15 protein-coding genes are annotated in these 15,361 nt (G+C 38.8%); 13 read left to right on the top strand and 2 right to left on the bottom strand.

The features are described from left to right. The first annotated feature begins 92 nt into the window (after positions 1 to 92). From MR054_RS06075 to MR054_RS06135, 13 genes are all read left to right on the top strand, one after another. Positions 93 to 1,076 (top strand): PliI family lysozyme inhibitor of I-type lysozyme, encoded by a 984-nt coding sequence (locus MR054_RS06075; protein WP_242156990.1) that lies wholly within the window; start codon positions 93 to 95, stop codon positions 1,074 to 1,076. Between the two features lie 56 nt (positions 1,077 to 1,132). Then, complete coding sequence (locus MR054_RS06080) at positions 1,133 to 1,774, top strand: DinB family protein (RefSeq protein WP_242156991.1); 642 nt, start codon at positions 1,133 to 1,135, stop codon at positions 1,772 to 1,774. Positions 1,775 to 1,984: 210 nt separating this feature from the next. Continuing rightward, the gene (gene rplM / locus MR054_RS06085) at positions 1,985 to 2,440 is read left to right on the top strand and encodes a 50S ribosomal protein L13 (protein WP_242082935.1); all 456 of its coding nucleotides are present in this window, start codon (positions 1,985 to 1,987) and stop codon (positions 2,438 to 2,440) included. Next, positions 2,440 to 2,826 (top strand): 30S ribosomal protein S9, encoded by a 387-nt coding sequence (gene rpsI, locus MR054_RS06090; RefSeq protein ID WP_242082937.1) that lies wholly within the window; start codon positions 2,440 to 2,442, stop codon positions 2,824 to 2,826. Before rplM ends, rpsI begins: the two co-directional genes overlap by 1 nt. 264 nt (positions 2,827 to 3,090) lie before the next feature. Continuing rightward, on the top strand, positions 3,091 to 3,867 hold the full coding sequence (gene rpsB / locus MR054_RS06095; RefSeq protein ID WP_242082939.1) for a 30S ribosomal protein S2: 777 nt from the start codon (positions 3,091 to 3,093) through the stop codon (positions 3,865 to 3,867). 129 nt (positions 3,868 to 3,996) lie between these two features. Beyond that, the gene (tsf, locus tag MR054_RS06100; protein ID WP_242082941.1) at positions 3,997 to 4,971 is read left to right on the top strand and encodes a translation elongation factor Ts; all 975 of its coding nucleotides are present in this window, start codon (positions 3,997 to 3,999) and stop codon (positions 4,969 to 4,971) included. A gap of 246 nt (positions 4,972 to 5,217) precedes the next feature. Next, complete coding sequence (pyrH, locus tag MR054_RS06105; RefSeq protein WP_242082944.1) at positions 5,218 to 5,925, top strand: UMP kinase; 708 nt, start codon at positions 5,218 to 5,220, stop codon at positions 5,923 to 5,925. Between the two features lie 45 nt (positions 5,926 to 5,970). Next, a complete protein-coding gene (frr, locus tag MR054_RS06110) occupies positions 5,971 to 6,528 on the top strand; it encodes a ribosome recycling factor (RefSeq protein WP_242082947.1) in 558 nt (185 codons plus the stop codon). A gap of 59 nt (positions 6,529 to 6,587) precedes the next feature. Next, the gene (locus MR054_RS06115; RefSeq protein ID WP_242156992.1) at positions 6,588 to 7,859 is read left to right on the top strand and encodes a hypothetical protein; all 1,272 of its coding nucleotides are present in this window, start codon (positions 6,588 to 6,590) and stop codon (positions 7,857 to 7,859) included. Between the two features lie 59 nt (positions 7,860 to 7,918). Continuing rightward, positions 7,919 to 10,315 (top strand): efflux RND transporter permease subunit, encoded by a 2,397-nt coding sequence (locus MR054_RS06120; RefSeq protein WP_242156993.1) that lies wholly within the window; start codon positions 7,919 to 7,921, stop codon positions 10,313 to 10,315. Positions 10,316 to 10,437: 122 nt separating this feature from the next. Next, the gene (asnS, locus tag MR054_RS06125) at positions 10,438 to 11,874 is read left to right on the top strand and encodes an asparagine--tRNA ligase (protein ID WP_242156994.1); all 1,437 of its coding nucleotides are present in this window, start codon (positions 10,438 to 10,440) and stop codon (positions 11,872 to 11,874) included. Between the two features lie 161 nt (positions 11,875 to 12,035). Beyond that, entirely contained in the window at positions 12,036 to 13,496 is a 1,461-nt protein-coding gene (gene rpoN / locus MR054_RS06130; RefSeq protein WP_242156995.1) for an RNA polymerase factor sigma-54, read from the top strand. A 56-nt stretch (positions 13,497 to 13,552) separates the two neighbouring features. Continuing rightward, positions 13,553 to 14,101, top strand: a complete 549-nt coding sequence (locus tag MR054_RS06135) for a hypothetical protein (RefSeq protein WP_242156996.1) — start codon at positions 13,553 to 13,555, stop codon at positions 14,099 to 14,101. On the opposite strand, the gene MR054_RS06140 is transcribed toward MR054_RS06135, so the two are convergent. After that, positions 14,096 to 14,788, bottom strand: coding sequence for a porin family protein (locus MR054_RS06140; RefSeq protein ID WP_242156997.1), 693 nt, complete (start codon positions 14,786 to 14,788; stop codon positions 14,096 to 14,098). The genes MR054_RS06135 and MR054_RS06140 overlap by 6 nt on opposite strands. A gap of 64 nt (positions 14,789 to 14,852) precedes the next feature. Next, positions 14,853 to 15,335, bottom strand: a complete 483-nt coding sequence (locus tag MR054_RS06145; RefSeq protein WP_242082957.1) for an ExbD/TolR family protein — start codon at positions 15,333 to 15,335, stop codon at positions 14,853 to 14,855. Between the last annotated feature and the right edge of the window lie 26 nt (positions 15,336 to 15,361).

A 15,361-nucleotide genomic window follows, 5' to 3' on the forward strand; every position in this document is an offset into this window, starting at 1 on the left:
CTTATTGTTTTTTACTAAATTAGCACCACACTGTGTAACTAATCTAACACAATGCCTTTGGCGAGTTAGAACACATCGTAAAACGCTAACCTATGATATGTATCAGGCTATTTCAATGGGGAATATTCGTAGCCCTATCCTTTGTAGGATGTAAATCGGAACCCCAAAATCAAGACCAAAAGTCTATAGAAAAAGGTATTGAAAGAATAGATGTTACGGAACACTACGTTTCAGATAGCTATCACAAGAGACATGACGGTTTCGATTGGGTTGCTGTATCGGTGAAACACCATGGGGATGAATCCCTATGGGTATCCGTTCGATCGCGGGCAGACCAAAAAAAACCGACCTGCACATACGATACGAAAGCCTTCAGAATAGATAAGAACACCTATGAATCGACCTATGACGGAAAGCGCATCCGCTTTGAATTTTTCCCAACAAGTCTAACCATCTCCACCGAAAATCCTGATGATTCCAATATGCTCTATTTCTTTTGTAATGGAGGAGCAACCCTAGCCGGTCACTATGGCAAAATTGACGGTGAATTAGACACTCAACAGATCGATTTAACGACGTTTAGTAAAGTATTGAATCTTCAGGGCATTGGCTTTAACGTCTCTTCCATTGAAAAAGATAACAAGAATACCCTCACCATTTTTACATTTGGTCTTGAAAATCGCGACTATAATGAAACCTTTACCATTGAAGGTCAGGTTGTCATCGATGCCGAAGTGGAAGACCTTAATTCGGATGGTTCACCCGAACTTTTCGTTTACACCCAATCCGTTGGTAGTGGTAGTTATGGAAATATCTTCGCATTTTCAGTGAACGCTAAAAAATCCATGAGTCAAGTCTATTTCCCACCAACATCCGAGAATCCCAAAATCAATTCAGGGTATCGCGGACATGATGCGTTTACGATTGTCGAAAATACCTTAAGTCAACGTTTCCCCATCTATAAAGAAGGGGACACGAATGCCTCACCAACAGGAGGAACACGACAAGTTTCATATACATTAGTTGAAGGCGAAGCGATGAGACAATTAAAGGTGCTTGACATTACTGAATATTAAACGATTTAAAATTGATTCATCCGTAAAACTTAAAAATCAAACTAAAACAACTCATTATGAAAACAGCATTTCAAGCAGGTAGAAGAGGATTTCTAAAACATTCGGCATTAACCACAGCAGGACTTCTTACGGTTCCAATGGTTAGTTTGGCCCAAACACGGCCCTTACCAACTTCAGACAGTATCTTTTTAATAGGCCCTCTGGAAGGTTATACGCCAAGAATTGGAACACTGCTCTCAACGATGAATATGATGCGTCATTGGGTAATAGAGCAGGTTAAAGACTTAACTCAGGATCAACTGGATTTTCAGCTTGATGACAAATCAAATTCAATAGGTGCTATGCTACTGCATCTGGCTGCCTGTGAAAGGTACTATCAGTTGAATACTTTTAATGAAATGAAATGGGGGACATGGAATGATGACATCAAAAAAGAATGGGATGTCCCAATGAATCTTGGAGAGGAAGGGAGAAAACAAATAAAGGGACACCACATTGATTATTATCTCTCCAGACTAGAGGAGGTTAGAGACATTACGAAAGAAGAGTTTGCAAAAAGAGATGATAGTTGGTTGATGAAATCTGAGCTATTTTTTGAAGGTCAGCCTACGAACAACCATTGTAAATGGTTTCATGTCTGTGAGCATGAATCCAACCATAATGGTCAGATAAAATTTATTAAAGGCAGACTTCCATAAGGATCAACTCATTACAAATAGAAACCATAACACATAAGAGGCTCTCAAGAAGTTAGAATAGGGTGATCAAAATCGTCCATTTTATGCGGTCCTATACGCGATTAATTTTATTAAAAATAATACATCCCCCTATTTGGTAATCAAATATATAATCGTAAATTTGCAAACTCTTTTTGGAAGAGGAATGTTTAATTAGAAAAAATTATAAGTGTGGACACATTAAGCTACAAAACGATTTCGGCAAATAAAGCTACGGTTAACAAGCAGTGGGTTTTAGTTGATGCCGAAGGTCAAGCGCTTGGTCGTTTAGCTTCTAAAGTCGCAAAACTTTTAAGAGGTAAGCACAAGCCAAACTTCACACCACACGTTGATTGCGGGGATAACGTTATTGTTATCAATGCCGAAAAAATCAACTTATCCGGTAACAAGTGGAACGATAAAACCTATATTCGTCACACAGGTTATCCAGGTGGTCAACGAAGTTTAACTGCTACCGAATTGTTTGGAAAAGATCCATCTAGAGTAGTAGAAAAAGCAGTAAAAGGAATGTTGCCGAAAAACAAATTGGGGGCAGATTTATTCCGTAACTTAACAGTTGTTGTTGGTCCAGAACATGCGCACGCAGCTCAAAAGCCAAAAGCAATTAACTTAAACGAATTCAATTAATGGAAGTAATTCACAAAATCGGCCGTAGAAAAACGGCTGTTGCTCGCGCATATGTGGCCCCCGGAAAAGGGAACATATCGATTAACAAAAAAGACATAGCCGCTTACTTCACTACTGCAACATTACAGTATAAAGTAAAGCAACCTTTGGTTATGACTAACAATGATGGCAACTTTGATATTACAATCAATGTATATGGTGGCGGTATTACCGGACAAGCAGAAGCCGTACGTTTAGCTATTTCTCGTGCAATGTGCGAGGTAGATGCGGAAAACAGAGCCATCCTAAAGCCAGAAGGATTATTAACAAGAGACTCAAGAATGGTGGAGCGCAAAAAATTCGGTCAGAAAAAAGCGCGTAAGAAATTCCAGTTCTCTAAACGTTAATATTCTATTTTCGAGGTCATTCTTAACGAGGTCATGGAGCTGTTCACCGGGTAACCGCCTGTTGAGACCGTCAGATACTGAACCTGTTGTGAAATGCCATCGTAGAATGCCGTCGATACTAAAATTATTTTTTAACCCAGTTATTGTTGTCTATCACGTTAAAGCGTGAAGATTTAGTTTAGCATCTAAATGGTTAAGGCCATCTGTAACAAACGGAGACCACTTAACCATTGCTAATTCAACAGAACGTAAACTATTACAAACATGGCAGTAGAAGTAAAAGAACTACTAGAAGCAGGTGTACATTTTGGACACCTCACACGTAAGTGGGACCCCAATATGGCCCCTTACGTCTATATGGAGCGTAACGGCATCCATATTATCAACCTTTACAAAACGGCAGCTAAAATTGAAGAGGCCGGAAATGCATTAGCTAAGATTGCAGCTTCCGGACGCAAGATTTTATTCGTTGCCACAAAAAAACAGGCTAAGGATATCGTTGCCGAAAAAGCATCGTCAATTAGTATGCCTTACATTACCGAAAGATGGCCCGGTGGGATGTTGACCAACTTTGTGACCATTAGAAAAGCCGTTAAAAAAATGGCTTCCATTGACAGAATGAAGAAGGACGGTACCTTCGATACCTTATCCAAAAAAGAACGTTTACAAGTAGACCGTTTGAGAGCTAAGTTAGAAAAGAACCTGGGCTCGATTAGTGACATGACCCGTTTACCGGGTGCCCTTTTTGTCGTGGATATCAAGCGTGAGCATATCGCCATTAAAGAAGCCCAAAAATTAAACATTCCTATTTTTGCAATGGTGGATACGAACTCAGACCCGCGTCAGGTGGATTATGTGATCCCTGCCAATGACGATGCTTCAAAATCCATTGACAAAATTTTATCCTATGTCACGACTGCCATTGCCGAAGGCCTGGCGGAACGCAAAGCTGAAAAAGACGCGTCAACAACGGATAAAGATGCTCCAAAAGCGAAGAAAGCAGCGAAAAAAGTAGCTGTGGCATCAGAAGAAGAAGAATAACTAATAGTAATACAATACTAAAAAGGTCGTTCAAAAAGTACAGTGCATCTCAGATGGAACCGATTGAAAACGTTCCCCCTGCCAAGATCAAAACCTTTTTGCATAACCTCTTTAAACACTAAATTAATTATGAGTACTACAGTAAAAGTAACAGCAGCTGAAGTCAATAAATTAAGACAAGCCACTGGCGCCGGTATGATGGACTGCAAAAAAGCCCTTGTTGAAGCTGAAGGCGATTTTGATAAAGCCATTGAGATCCTTCGTAAAAAAGGGCAAAAAGTTGCCGAGAAAAGAGCCGACAGAGATTCATCGGAAGGTGCTGCTATTGCAAAAATCAATGCCGACCAGACCGCCGGCGTGGCAATTGTATTAGGGTGTGAAACCGACTTTGTGGGTAAAAACGAAAACTTTGTGGCCCTGGCCAATCAGTTTGCCGAAATTGCTTTAAACTACGATACCAAAGAGGCCTTTTTGGCTGCAGATTTTGGTGGTATGACCGTAGCCGAAAAATTAACAGAACAAACTGGTGTTATCGGTGAGAAATTAGACATTACGGCTTTTGAAAAGCTGGAAGCACCTTATGTTGGTGCCTATGTCCACATCAATAAAATTGCAGCTTTAGTGGGGTTGTCTGCCAAAGTGGATAATGCCGAAACTTTAGTTAAGGATGTGGCGATGCAAGTGGCTTCCATGGGGGCCACTACCTTATCTTATAAAGATTTTGACCCCGCCTTCATTGCCTCTGAAACGGAAGCAAGAATCGCGGTTATTGAAAAAGATAATGAAGAGTTGGCCCGTTTAGGTAAAACCCTTAAAAATGTACCTAAGTACATTTCCATGGCACAATTGACGCCTGAAGTTCTAGCCCAGGCTGAAGAAGATGCCAAAGCCGAATTAAAAGCGGAAGGCAAACCAGAACAAATCTGGGACCGAATTTTACCGGGTAAAATGGAGCGATTCATTTCAGACAATACCACTTTAGATCAAGAAAAATGTCTGCTGGACCAAAACTTCATCAAAGATGAAAAGCAAACGGTTGCTAAATATGTGGCTTCCTATGGCGATGTTGAAATTACAGATTTCAAGCGTGTAACTGTAGGGTAATCCCTTAATATTATAGACCTCATAGACCATCAAACCGCGCGTTTGATGGTTTTTTTATGCCGAACAGTTACAACATCAAAAAAAGTAAAATCCAAAACTTGTCCCTTAGATCTAAAACAAAAGAAATATACTTGTATTCGTGGTCTGGTATATTATTTTGACAATTTGGGTATGGGTAAACAGCAAAAAAATGTTTAGTTTTGCACAACCCTGTTTCCGCTTTTGCGGGAATCTCATCGCACATTTATGAAATATAACAGAATACTCCTCAAATTATCAGGTGAAGCCCTAATGGGAGACCGTCAATATGGTATAGATCCTCAACGTCTAGCTGAATATGCTCAAGACATTAAAGAAATAACCGAAAAAGGAGTCGAAGTTGCCATTGTTATTGGTGGTGGGAATATTTTTAGAGGTGTTGCAGGGGCCAGTAATGGAATGGACCGTGTTCAGGGAGACCATATGGGTATGTTGGCCACGGTTATAAATGGCCTGGCGCTGCAAAGTGCTCTGGAAGATGCAGGATTAGAAACGCGACTACAGACGGCCATTAAGATTAACGAAGTCGCAGAACCCTTTATTAGACGAAAGGCCCTAAGCCACTTAAGTAAAGGACGTGTCGTTATTTTTGGTGGAGGCACAGGTAATCCCTATTTCACGACCGATTCCGCTGCTGTTCTTAGAGCCATTGAGATAGAGGCCGATGTCATTTTAAAAGGGACTCGTGTAGATGGCATTTATAATGCCGATCCGGAAAAAGATATTTCAGCTAAGAAATTTCATTTTATTTCCTTTGATGACGTTCTGAGAAAAGGGCTTAAAGTCATGGATTCCACTGCCTTTACCCTAAGTCAGGAAAATAAATTACCGATAATTGTTTTTGATATGAATAAAAAAGGTAATTTGCTTAAGGTTGTCGCGGGAGAAAATGTTGGAACCGAAGTCAATTTGTAAATTTGGTGTTATTTTTGAATATGTATTGATCTAAATTTTAAAATCATGAATGAAGACATACAATTTATTTTAGATACTACAAAAGAAGCTATGGACAATGCTATTAAGCATTTGGAAAAGCAGTTTGTAAATATTAGAGCCGGGAAAGCCAGCCCCGCCATGCTGGGAAATGTTATGGTAGACTACTATGGGTCACAAACCCCATTAAATCAAGTTTCCAATATTAACACCCCCGATGGCAGGACCTTAAGTGTACAACCTTGGGAAAAAAGCATGCTTCAGGAAATAGAACGTGCTATTATTTATGCCAATCTGGGATTTAACCCCATGAATAATGGCGAAATGATTATTATTAACGTTCCGCCATTAACCGAAGAGCGTCGCCGTAATTTAGCCAAGCAAGCCAAGGCAGAGGCCGAAGATGCAAAGGTTAGTATAAGATCGGCGCGCAAAGACGCTAATCATGAGATAAAAAAGTTGGACCACGTGTCGGAGGACCTACAAAGTAATGCGGAAATTGACATACAAGAAATGACAGATGCTTATGTGAATAAGGTTGATGAACTTTTTGGTGTTAAGGAAAAAGAAATTATGACCGTTTAGCAGCCGATGCGGCTCTCATATCCCTCTTTTTTATTTTAAAAACCAGCTTTTGTTTGCTAATGTTAAAGTTTTATACGTTCATCGTTTTCGTTTTTCTTGCAGCAATAGTGAACTCCCAGTCTTTATCTAATTTTAATGTTGAACCAGAACAGGACTCCATAAAAAAGAACAGCCTGCTAATTAGTCTTGGCAATGGCTATTTCCCCTCCAAATATTTTAATTTAGATTTAAGATACCTTATTAAATACAACCAATACGAAGGGGTAAGAACAGGTCTTGGAGGCGTAACCAATGATCAGTTTTCAAAACGATACCGAATAAACAGTTATGCAGTATATGGTTTTAGGGATCATCGGTTTAAATATAGTTTTGGAGGAGGATTCAGAATTTCGGAAAAAACGAATACCTGGGTAAACGCATCCTACACTGACGATTTGCAAGAATCGGGAAGCACAACTTTTTTAACCGATGGCCGCTTCTTCCAATTTTTCGAACCCCGACTGTTAAACATCAGTTTGTTCCACAAGCACATTACCCAGGCGCTTTCCATAGAACACCAAGTGCATCCCAAATTAAACGGTGAAATAGAATTGGCCTTAAGCAACGTGAGCCCTACCTACAGCTACGGGTATCATTTTAACGATACCGTCCTTACCAATTTTCAGTTCAGCACCTTAAAGGTCGCCTTGCAATGGAGTCCATTTGACACCTTTCATAAAGGAATAGAAGGTCCGGAAGAAATGGATCCGGGGTATCCCATATTCACCCTTCAATATACCAAGAACTTCAACAAGGTATTTAAAAGCAATTTGAGTTTTTCTAAATTCGATTTTAAAACACTTTATAGGATAGGTGACGAAAAGATGGCATTCTCAGAAATCACTTTAGTATGCGGTATAGCCAGGGGTGATGTTCCCTTGACGCATTTATACCATGCCTATCCCAATAACATTACCAAAGAAACCATTCTACAGCGTTTTTCGGTTGCCGGATTAAACAGTTTTGAGACCATGTTCTTCAATGAATTTTTTTCGGATAAATTTACGACTGTGCAACTGAAGCATTACCTAAAACCTTTTTCCATTTCTCAACGTTACAAACCTCAAATGGTTCTCATTACGCGCTACGCCATTGGAGATATCGGTCATCCAGAAAATCACGAATCGATAACCTTTAATTCCTTAAAAAAAGGATATACTGAATCTGGTTTTGAAATTAATAAACTTCTCTTTGGTTTTGGTCTGAGTTTCACGTACCGGTATGGCGCCTACCACTTGCCTGAATTTGAAGATAATATTGCCTTTAAATTTACATTTAACGTAACATTATAAGGCAATTAAGGCTGGTAATTCTTTGTTTTTTCTACCTTTGCCCAACTTTAAAGGAACGCATGTTAAAACTTTTTACTCAGGATTTTTGGGACGTTGTGGCCCGTTTAATTTTACGTAATAAAATTACCATCCTGGCAGGTATCGTTGTCGTTACCATTTTCTTTAGTTGGCAATGGGAAAATATGCGTTTTACCTATACAGAAGCCAATTTATTACCAGACGACCATGAAGTAAATTTAAGCTATAATGACTTTCTTAAAACCTTTGGAGAGGAAGGGAACCTCATCGTTCTTGGAGTAAAGGACAGCGCTTTATTTTCAGTTGAACACTTTAATGCCTGGAACAGGTTGTCGGATAGTTTTAAAACCTATGCCGAGGTGGAAACCGTAGTATCCATTAAAGATTTACAAAAACTGATTAAGGATACTGAAAACGAGAAATTTATTCTCAAACCTTTCATAAAAGACTCCATAACCTCCCTGAATGAGTTGAGCAAACTTGAAAGTGACCTTTTTAAGAAGTATCCCTTCTACGATAACTTTCTGTTTAACGCCGAAACAAAAACCATTCGAACAGCGATCTATTTAAAAAAGGATATTGTTAATACCGCTATCCGGAAAAATTTTATCGTTGAAACCTTAGTTCCGAAAATTGAAGCCTTTCAGGCCAAACATAATTTCGATGTTAGAATTTCGGGCATGCCCTATATACGAACCTTAAACTCCCAGATCATTGTCGATGAAATTGGATGGTTTGTGGCCGCGGCCTTATTGGTGACCTCACTAATTTTCTTTTTCTTTTTCAGATCGTTTAGAGCTACATTTATTTCCCTTATTGTAGTGAGTGTAGGTGTTATGTGGACTTTGGGCATCATCGGATTACTGAATTATGAAATTACAGTTTTAACAGCGCTCATACCGCCTTTAATTATTGTTATAGGAATTCCCAACTGCATTTTTTTAATCAACAAATACCAGCACGAAGTTACCTTACATGGTAATAAAGTTAAATCACTGCAACGGGTTATTACAAAAATTGGCAATGCCACCTTAATGACTAATGTCACAACGGCATCTGGGTTTGCGACATTTATACTGACCGAAAGCAAACTTTTAAAGGAATTTGGGGTAGTGGCTTCACTGAGTATATTGGCTATTTTTATATTGTGCCTGCTTATCATCCCGATAATATACACCTTCTTACCATTTCCTAAAGACCGCCATTTAGAACACCTCAACAAACGTTGGATTGGAGGTTTCGTCGACTGGATGGAACACATGGTAAAACATGAGCGTATCGCCATATATACCACTGCCATTGTTCTTTTAATTATTAGTATGATTGGCATGAACCAGATAAAGATATCGGGAAGTTTGATTGAAGATATGCCCAAGAATACCGAGTTCTTTAAAGACATCCGTTTTTTTGAAGAAGAATTCAATGGCATCATGCCTTTAGAAATCATGATTGATACCAAACGTAAAAAAGGAGTCATGAAGCTCTCTACCTTAAAGCGGATGAACGAACTGGAGGATGTCATTCTGGAAACTCCGGAATTATCCAAACCCATCTCGGTAGTAGGGTTGGTAAAGTACTCCAAACAGGCCTATTATAATGGCAACACTAAATTTTACCAATTACCGTCATCGCAGGAGAATAATTTTATTTTAGCCTATGCTAAAAACTCTTCTTCCAATGTAGATCTGCTTAAAAACTTTGTAGACAGTACGGGTCAATATGCCCGGATAACCACGTTTATGAAGGACGTGGGTACGGATAAAATGGAACGGATCCAGGAAAACCTTCAAAATAAAATAGATAAAGTTTTCCCAAAAGAGCGTTATGAGGTTACCATGACGGGCAAAGCCCTGGTCTTCCAGAAAGGCACTAAATATCTGGTTAAAAATTTAGCCATTTCCTTGTCCCTGGCCATATTTTTAATATCCTTATTCATGGCTTATATGTTCCGTTCGGGACGCATGATTATTGTATCGCTCATCCCCAACTTATTGCCGCTTTTAATTACTGCCGGTTTGATGGGATATCTAGGAGTGCCTATTAAACCATCCACCATATTGGTCTTTAGTATCGCTTTTGGTATTTCAGTAGATGACACCATACACTTTCTGGCTAAATATCGCCAGGAACTTCAAGCGCACAACTGGAAGATTAAAACCTCTGTTTACAGGGCTTTAAGGGAAACGGGTATCAGTATGTTTTACACTTCAATTGTTTTGTTTTTTGGTTTTTCGGTATTTACCATCTCCAGTTTTGGGGGTACGGTCGCACTAGGCGCTTTAGTTTCAGTCACCTTACTGTTTGCCATGCTGTCCAATTTACTATTGCTCCCCTCTTTATTACTATCCCTGGAACGAAGTATTGCCAATAAACAAGTATTAAAGAAACCTGCGATAAATATTATTCCCGAAGAGGAAGGGGAAGACCTGTATGAATAGATCTTTTTAAATGTTGTGATATGGTCGTAGGTCTGGGGCAACTTATTGTTAGAATTTAGTGGTTTTACACCGGAAAGCCGAAAGCCTTTTTTTATATTTACGTTTTAAAATTTTTTACATAAATGAAGCCATTTACCGTTTTAGAATTACTGCAAAAAGCGCCTTCAATTTTAGAAACAGTTGAAATAAAGGGTTGGGTTAAAACCTTTAGAGCCAACCGGTTTATAGCGCTAAACGATGGTTCATCCTTAAATAATATTCAGTGTGTCGTGGATTTTGAAAAATTTGATGAATCGCTATTAAAACGTATCACAACTGGAGCGGCCCTGCATATTACAGGGGAATTGGTGGAGAGTCAGGGCAAAGGACAGCATGTTGAAATTATGGTAAGTACCCTTCATATTTTAGGGGACAGTAATCCTGAGACCTATCCGATTCAACCCAAAAAACATTCCTTTGAGTTTTTAAGGGAACAGGCTCATTTACGAACCCGGACCAATACCTTTAGTGCCGTGATGCGCTTGCGTTCGGCATTGTCGTTTGCTATTCATAAATATTTTAATGAACAAGGGTTTTATTATATGCACGCTCCCATCATTACCGGAAGTGATGCGGAAGGCGCTGGCGAAATGTTTCGCGTCACCAGTTTGGACCCCAAAAATCCGCCCTTAGATGAAAAGGGTGATGTGGATTACACACTAGATTTCTTTGGCAAAGAGACGAAGCTTACCGTTTCGGGACAATTAGAAGCCGAAACTTATGCCATGTCACTTGGTAAAGTGTACACGTTTGGACCAACGTTTAGAGCAGAAAATTCAAATACATCAAGACACCTGGCCGAATTTTGGATGATTGAACCTGAAGTTGCATTTTTGGACTTGGACGGTAATATGGATTTAGCCGAAGACTTTTTAAAATATATTTTAAAATACCTGTTAGATCACCATGAAGAAGATTTAAACTTTCTGGATAAACGCCAACAGGATGAGGACAAAACCAAGCCTCAGGCAGAGCGCAATGAGATGGGGTTAATCGAGAAGTTAAAATTTGTAACAGAAAACCATTTTATGCGTTTAAGTTATACCGAAGCCATAGATATCTTAAGAAACAGTAAACCAAACAAAAAGAAGAAGTTCAAATATATAATCACCGAGTGGGGTGCCGATCTGCAGAGTGAACATGAACGCTTCTTAGTTGAAAAGCATTTTAAAAGTCCTGTGATTTTGTTCGATTACCCGGCCAATATCAAGGCCTTTTATATGCGCTTAAACGATGATGGAAAAACAGTTAGGGCTATGGATATTCTATTTCCGGGTATTGGTGAAATTGTAGGAGGTGCCCAGCGTGAGGAACGTCTGGAGGTATTAAAACAGAAAATGGCAGCGATTAACATCCCCGAAGCTGAATTATGGTGGTATTTGGACCTTAGAAAATATGGCACTGCTGTGCATTCAGGATTTGGTTTGGGTTTTGAACGCCTGGTGATGTTTGCCACAGGCATGGGTAATATTAGGGATGTGATACCCTATCCAAGAACCCCTCAAAATGCCGAGTTTTAATGTTTAAGACCTTCGTGACCAGACACCATATAGAAAAGATGACTGAGGGGTCACACTGCGCATTTCGTCAAGCACGATATGAGCCTCGTCGAAGTGCATGGGAAGGCATCAACTTTTTAATCTAAATTTCTATCTTTATATTGCATACCAAATCATAGTACATGCTCAAACAACAATTACAATTTAAGTTATCGCAAAAGCTATCGCCGCAGCAAATTCAATTGATGAAATTGATACAATTGCCAACGCAGGCTTTCGAACAACGCTTAAAACAGGAGTTGGAAGAAAACCCAGCATTAGAAAGCGGGAAAGAGGTGGATAATGAATTTAGCTCAGATTTTGAAAATTCAAATGACGATGACTATAATGACAATGAATCCATAACTGCGGATGATATTAATGTAGATGAATATTTGAGTGACGATGAAATTCCGGATTATCGGACTCAGACCAATAATTACAGTAGTGATGACGAGGAAAAAACAATGCCGTATGCAGCGGGCATATCCTTTACCCAACACTTAATAAACCAGTTAAATACGTATCGATTATCTGAGGAGGAAAGGGAAATTGCCGAATTTTTGGTAGGTAGCGTGGATGAAAGTGGTTATATAAGACGATCCTTATCGGACATCATGGATGATTTAGCCTTTACTCAAAATGTTTTTACCACCGAAGATAAAATTGAACACATGCTACACGTTGTACATGAACTTGATCCTGCCGGTGTTGGTGCTAGAAACCTGCAAGAATGCCTGAGTATTCAGCTCCATAGGAAGGAAAAAAACCCGAATGTAGAACTCGCCTTAAAAATAATTGATACTGCTTTTGAGCAGTTCACCAAAAAACATTACAAAAAGTTAATTCAGAAATTTGATATTACGGAACACCAATTAAAAGATGCCATTAATGAAATTGAGCATTTAAATCCCAAGCCCGGAGGCTCATATTCCGGTAATAACAGAATGGTGGAGCATGTGGTTCCCGATTTTGCCATTAAAATTGTCGATGGCGAATTGGAACTTACCCTAAATGGCAGAAACGCCCCTGAATTGCATGTCTCTCGGGAATACAATAATATGCTTAAAGGCTACAAGGATGCGAAACATAAATCCAAGTCCCAAAAGGATGCCGTCCTGTTCATTAAGCAAAAGTTAGATGCGGCAAAATGGTTTATTGAAGCGATTAAACAGCGGCAACAAACCTTATTTGTTACCATGAGTGCCATTATGCATTACCAAAAAGAATATTTTCTAACGGGAGATGAACGCAAACTGAAACCCATGATCCTTAAAGATGTGGCCGATGAAATACAAATGGATGTTTCAACCGTATCCAGGGTGGCCAACAGTAAGTATGTCGATACACCATATGGCACAAAACTTATTAAGGAGTTCTTTTCAGAATCTATGAAAAACGACCAGGGGGAAGATGTTTCAACCCGGGAAATCAAAAAAATTCTTGAAACCGTCATAGAAGAAGAGGATAAAAGAAAGCCTCTTACCGATGAAGCTCTGGCCTCAATTCTTAAAGATAAAGGCTATCCTATTGCAAGACGTACAGTGGCCAAGTATAGAGAGCAACAAGACATCCCTGTTGCCAGACTTCGTAAAAAAATATAATGGATGGTATTGTAAGAAGTTTTTCATTTATTTTTCATCCGTTAATCATGCCGATAATGGGGGTTATTTTTTATTTTTCCAAATCCCCCAGATATATCCCATCAGAGGTCATCTATGCCAAGCTCATCTCGCTCTTTATATTAACCGTTATTTTACCCATATTGTTGTATTTTTTATTGAAAACCATAGGACAGGTAAAATCAATTTATTTAAAAAGTACCAAAGAACGCATCCTTCCTTTAATACTTCATTTTGTGGTTACTTTGGTTATTGTAAAACGCATTTTAACGCCAACCCAAGTGGTTGAACTATACTATTTTTTTGTTGGTATATTAATTTCCACCCTGGCCTGCCTCATCCTTGCCCTACTTAATTTCAAAGCCAGCATCCATCTCATAGCTGTTTCCGGTCTGCTCATGTTTTTTATAGCCCTGAGTATACACTTCAGTATTAATATTAATGGTACCCTTGCCTTAATGGCCATTATTGTTGGTGCCGTGGCGACTTCACGCTTGCATTTAAAAGCGCACAACTACAAGGAATTGGTGATGGGTTTCTTTTTAGGGGCCATGCCTCAGCTTCTACTGGTGAATTATTGGTTATAAAATATAAAACATTAATCCAATTTTAATGACATTCATATCTATAGACCCGGAATTTAAGTAGGCCGCTTTAGAAAAAATAGGATTTAGCGTATAATAACAATGGATGTTCCATGTATTATATCCCACACTCAAGGTTAAACCATATTGCAAATGGTTCATATGATCCACGTTTTGGTATTTAATATCGCCCAATTCCCCTTTATATTTAGAGCTATGGGCAAATATATAGCCCAGTTTAAACCCGGAATAAATGCGCCAAAACTTGTATTCGGTTGGAGTGGATGTGCGCCATCTAATCTCTAAAGGCCATTCCACCAGGTAGGTTGTCAATTTATTTTTAGAATAGGTGTTATTATCTTCTAAAATGGAATAGCTCATGTTACCCATAGCATCCTTATCTATTAACAAATTTTGATTATAGGAATTAGCCGAAATACCCAGCCCCAGTCCAATTGCGAAATTTCTGTTTTTGTTAAGGGGGATATCCCTGATAAACCCCAAATGGTAACCTCCGGAAAATCCGCTTTGAGACAGATCCTTTGGGGAATGGCCTAATAAATTATAGGTAACCCCTAAATAAAACTGATCTTCTCTGTAAAGGGAATCTATAATTACATCCGTTACTTCCTGAGCGTTTATGGGGAAGTATAAAAGGAAAAAACAACTAAAAATGAATAATCGTTGCATATGTCATTAACCAAAAAAAGGCATTCGTATGGAATGCCTTTTGTTTTTAACAAATTAAGATCGTTTATTTTATATTGGATAACGCGTCACCTACACCTGTCGTGTAGTTAATTTTTAAGGCATTAACTTTTCTAAGTTCTTGTTTAACATCTCCAACGATACCCATTTGAGCTTCTTTATCCACTTTAAGGGACACGGTCAAAAAGGGAATCAATTCTTCCCTTAATGCAGCGCGCTCAGCACTAATAAAAGCCGCTACATCACTTACATCGGCAAATTTATCATTAAGCTGAATTCTTGCTTCGGTACCGTACTTGCTTTTATAATTTTCACTGGGTTTACCCATATAGATGTAGCTAATAGGGTTCTTTTTATCCAACTTTTCAACCTGGTTTGCCACAGGTAAGGCATTTTGGATCAAAAGTGTGTTTTCACGCATTACGGTAGCAACCATAAAAAAGAATAACAGCATGAATACAATATCTGGTAAGGATGCTGTACTAATTGGAGGTAAACCACCACTTTTTTTCTTTTTAAATTTAGACATAATTCTTTTGTGTATTTAATTCTAAA

Source organism: Aestuariivivens sediminis, from assembly GCF_022662105.1.
GTDB lineage: Bacteria > Bacteroidota > Bacteroidia > Flavobacteriales > Flavobacteriaceae > Aestuariivivens > Aestuariivivens sediminis.

Coding starts and splice junctions, on each gene's coding strand:
- MR054_RS06075 (WP_242156990.1), top strand. CDS start 93: ATGATATGTATCAGGCTATTTCAATGGGGAATATTCGTAGCCCTATCC.
- MR054_RS06080 (WP_242156991.1), top strand. CDS start 1,133: ATGAAAACAGCATTTCAAGCAGGTAGAAGAGGATTTCTAAAACATTCG.
- rpsI (WP_242082937.1), top strand. CDS start 2,440: ATGGAAGTAATTCACAAAATCGGCCGTAGAAAAACGGCTGTTGCTCGC.
- rpsB (WP_242082939.1), top strand. CDS start 3,091: ATGGCAGTAGAAGTAAAAGAACTACTAGAAGCAGGTGTACATTTTGGA.
- tsf (WP_242082941.1), top strand. CDS start 3,997: ATGAGTACTACAGTAAAAGTAACAGCAGCTGAAGTCAATAAATTAAGA.
- pyrH (WP_242082944.1), top strand. CDS start 5,218: ATGAAATATAACAGAATACTCCTCAAATTATCAGGTGAAGCCCTAATG.
- frr (WP_242082947.1), top strand. CDS start 5,971: ATGAATGAAGACATACAATTTATTTTAGATACTACAAAAGAAGCTATG.
- MR054_RS06115 (WP_242156992.1), top strand. CDS start 6,588: ATGTTAAAGTTTTATACGTTCATCGTTTTCGTTTTTCTTGCAGCAATA.
- MR054_RS06120 (WP_242156993.1), top strand. CDS start 7,919: ATGTTAAAACTTTTTACTCAGGATTTTTGGGACGTTGTGGCCCGTTTA.
- asnS (WP_242156994.1), top strand. CDS start 10,438: ATGAAGCCATTTACCGTTTTAGAATTACTGCAAAAAGCGCCTTCAATT.
- rpoN (WP_242156995.1), top strand. CDS start 12,036: ATGCTCAAACAACAATTACAATTTAAGTTATCGCAAAAGCTATCGCCG.
- MR054_RS06135 (WP_242156996.1), top strand. CDS start 13,553: ATGGGGGTTATTTTTTATTTTTCCAAATCCCCCAGATATATCCCATCA.
- MR054_RS06140 (WP_242156997.1), bottom strand. CDS start 14,788: ATGCAACGATTATTCATTTTTAGTTGTTTTTTCCTTTTATACTTCCCC.
- MR054_RS06145 (WP_242082957.1), bottom strand. CDS start 15,335: ATGTCTAAATTTAAAAAGAAAAAAAGTGGTGGTTTACCTCCAATTAGT.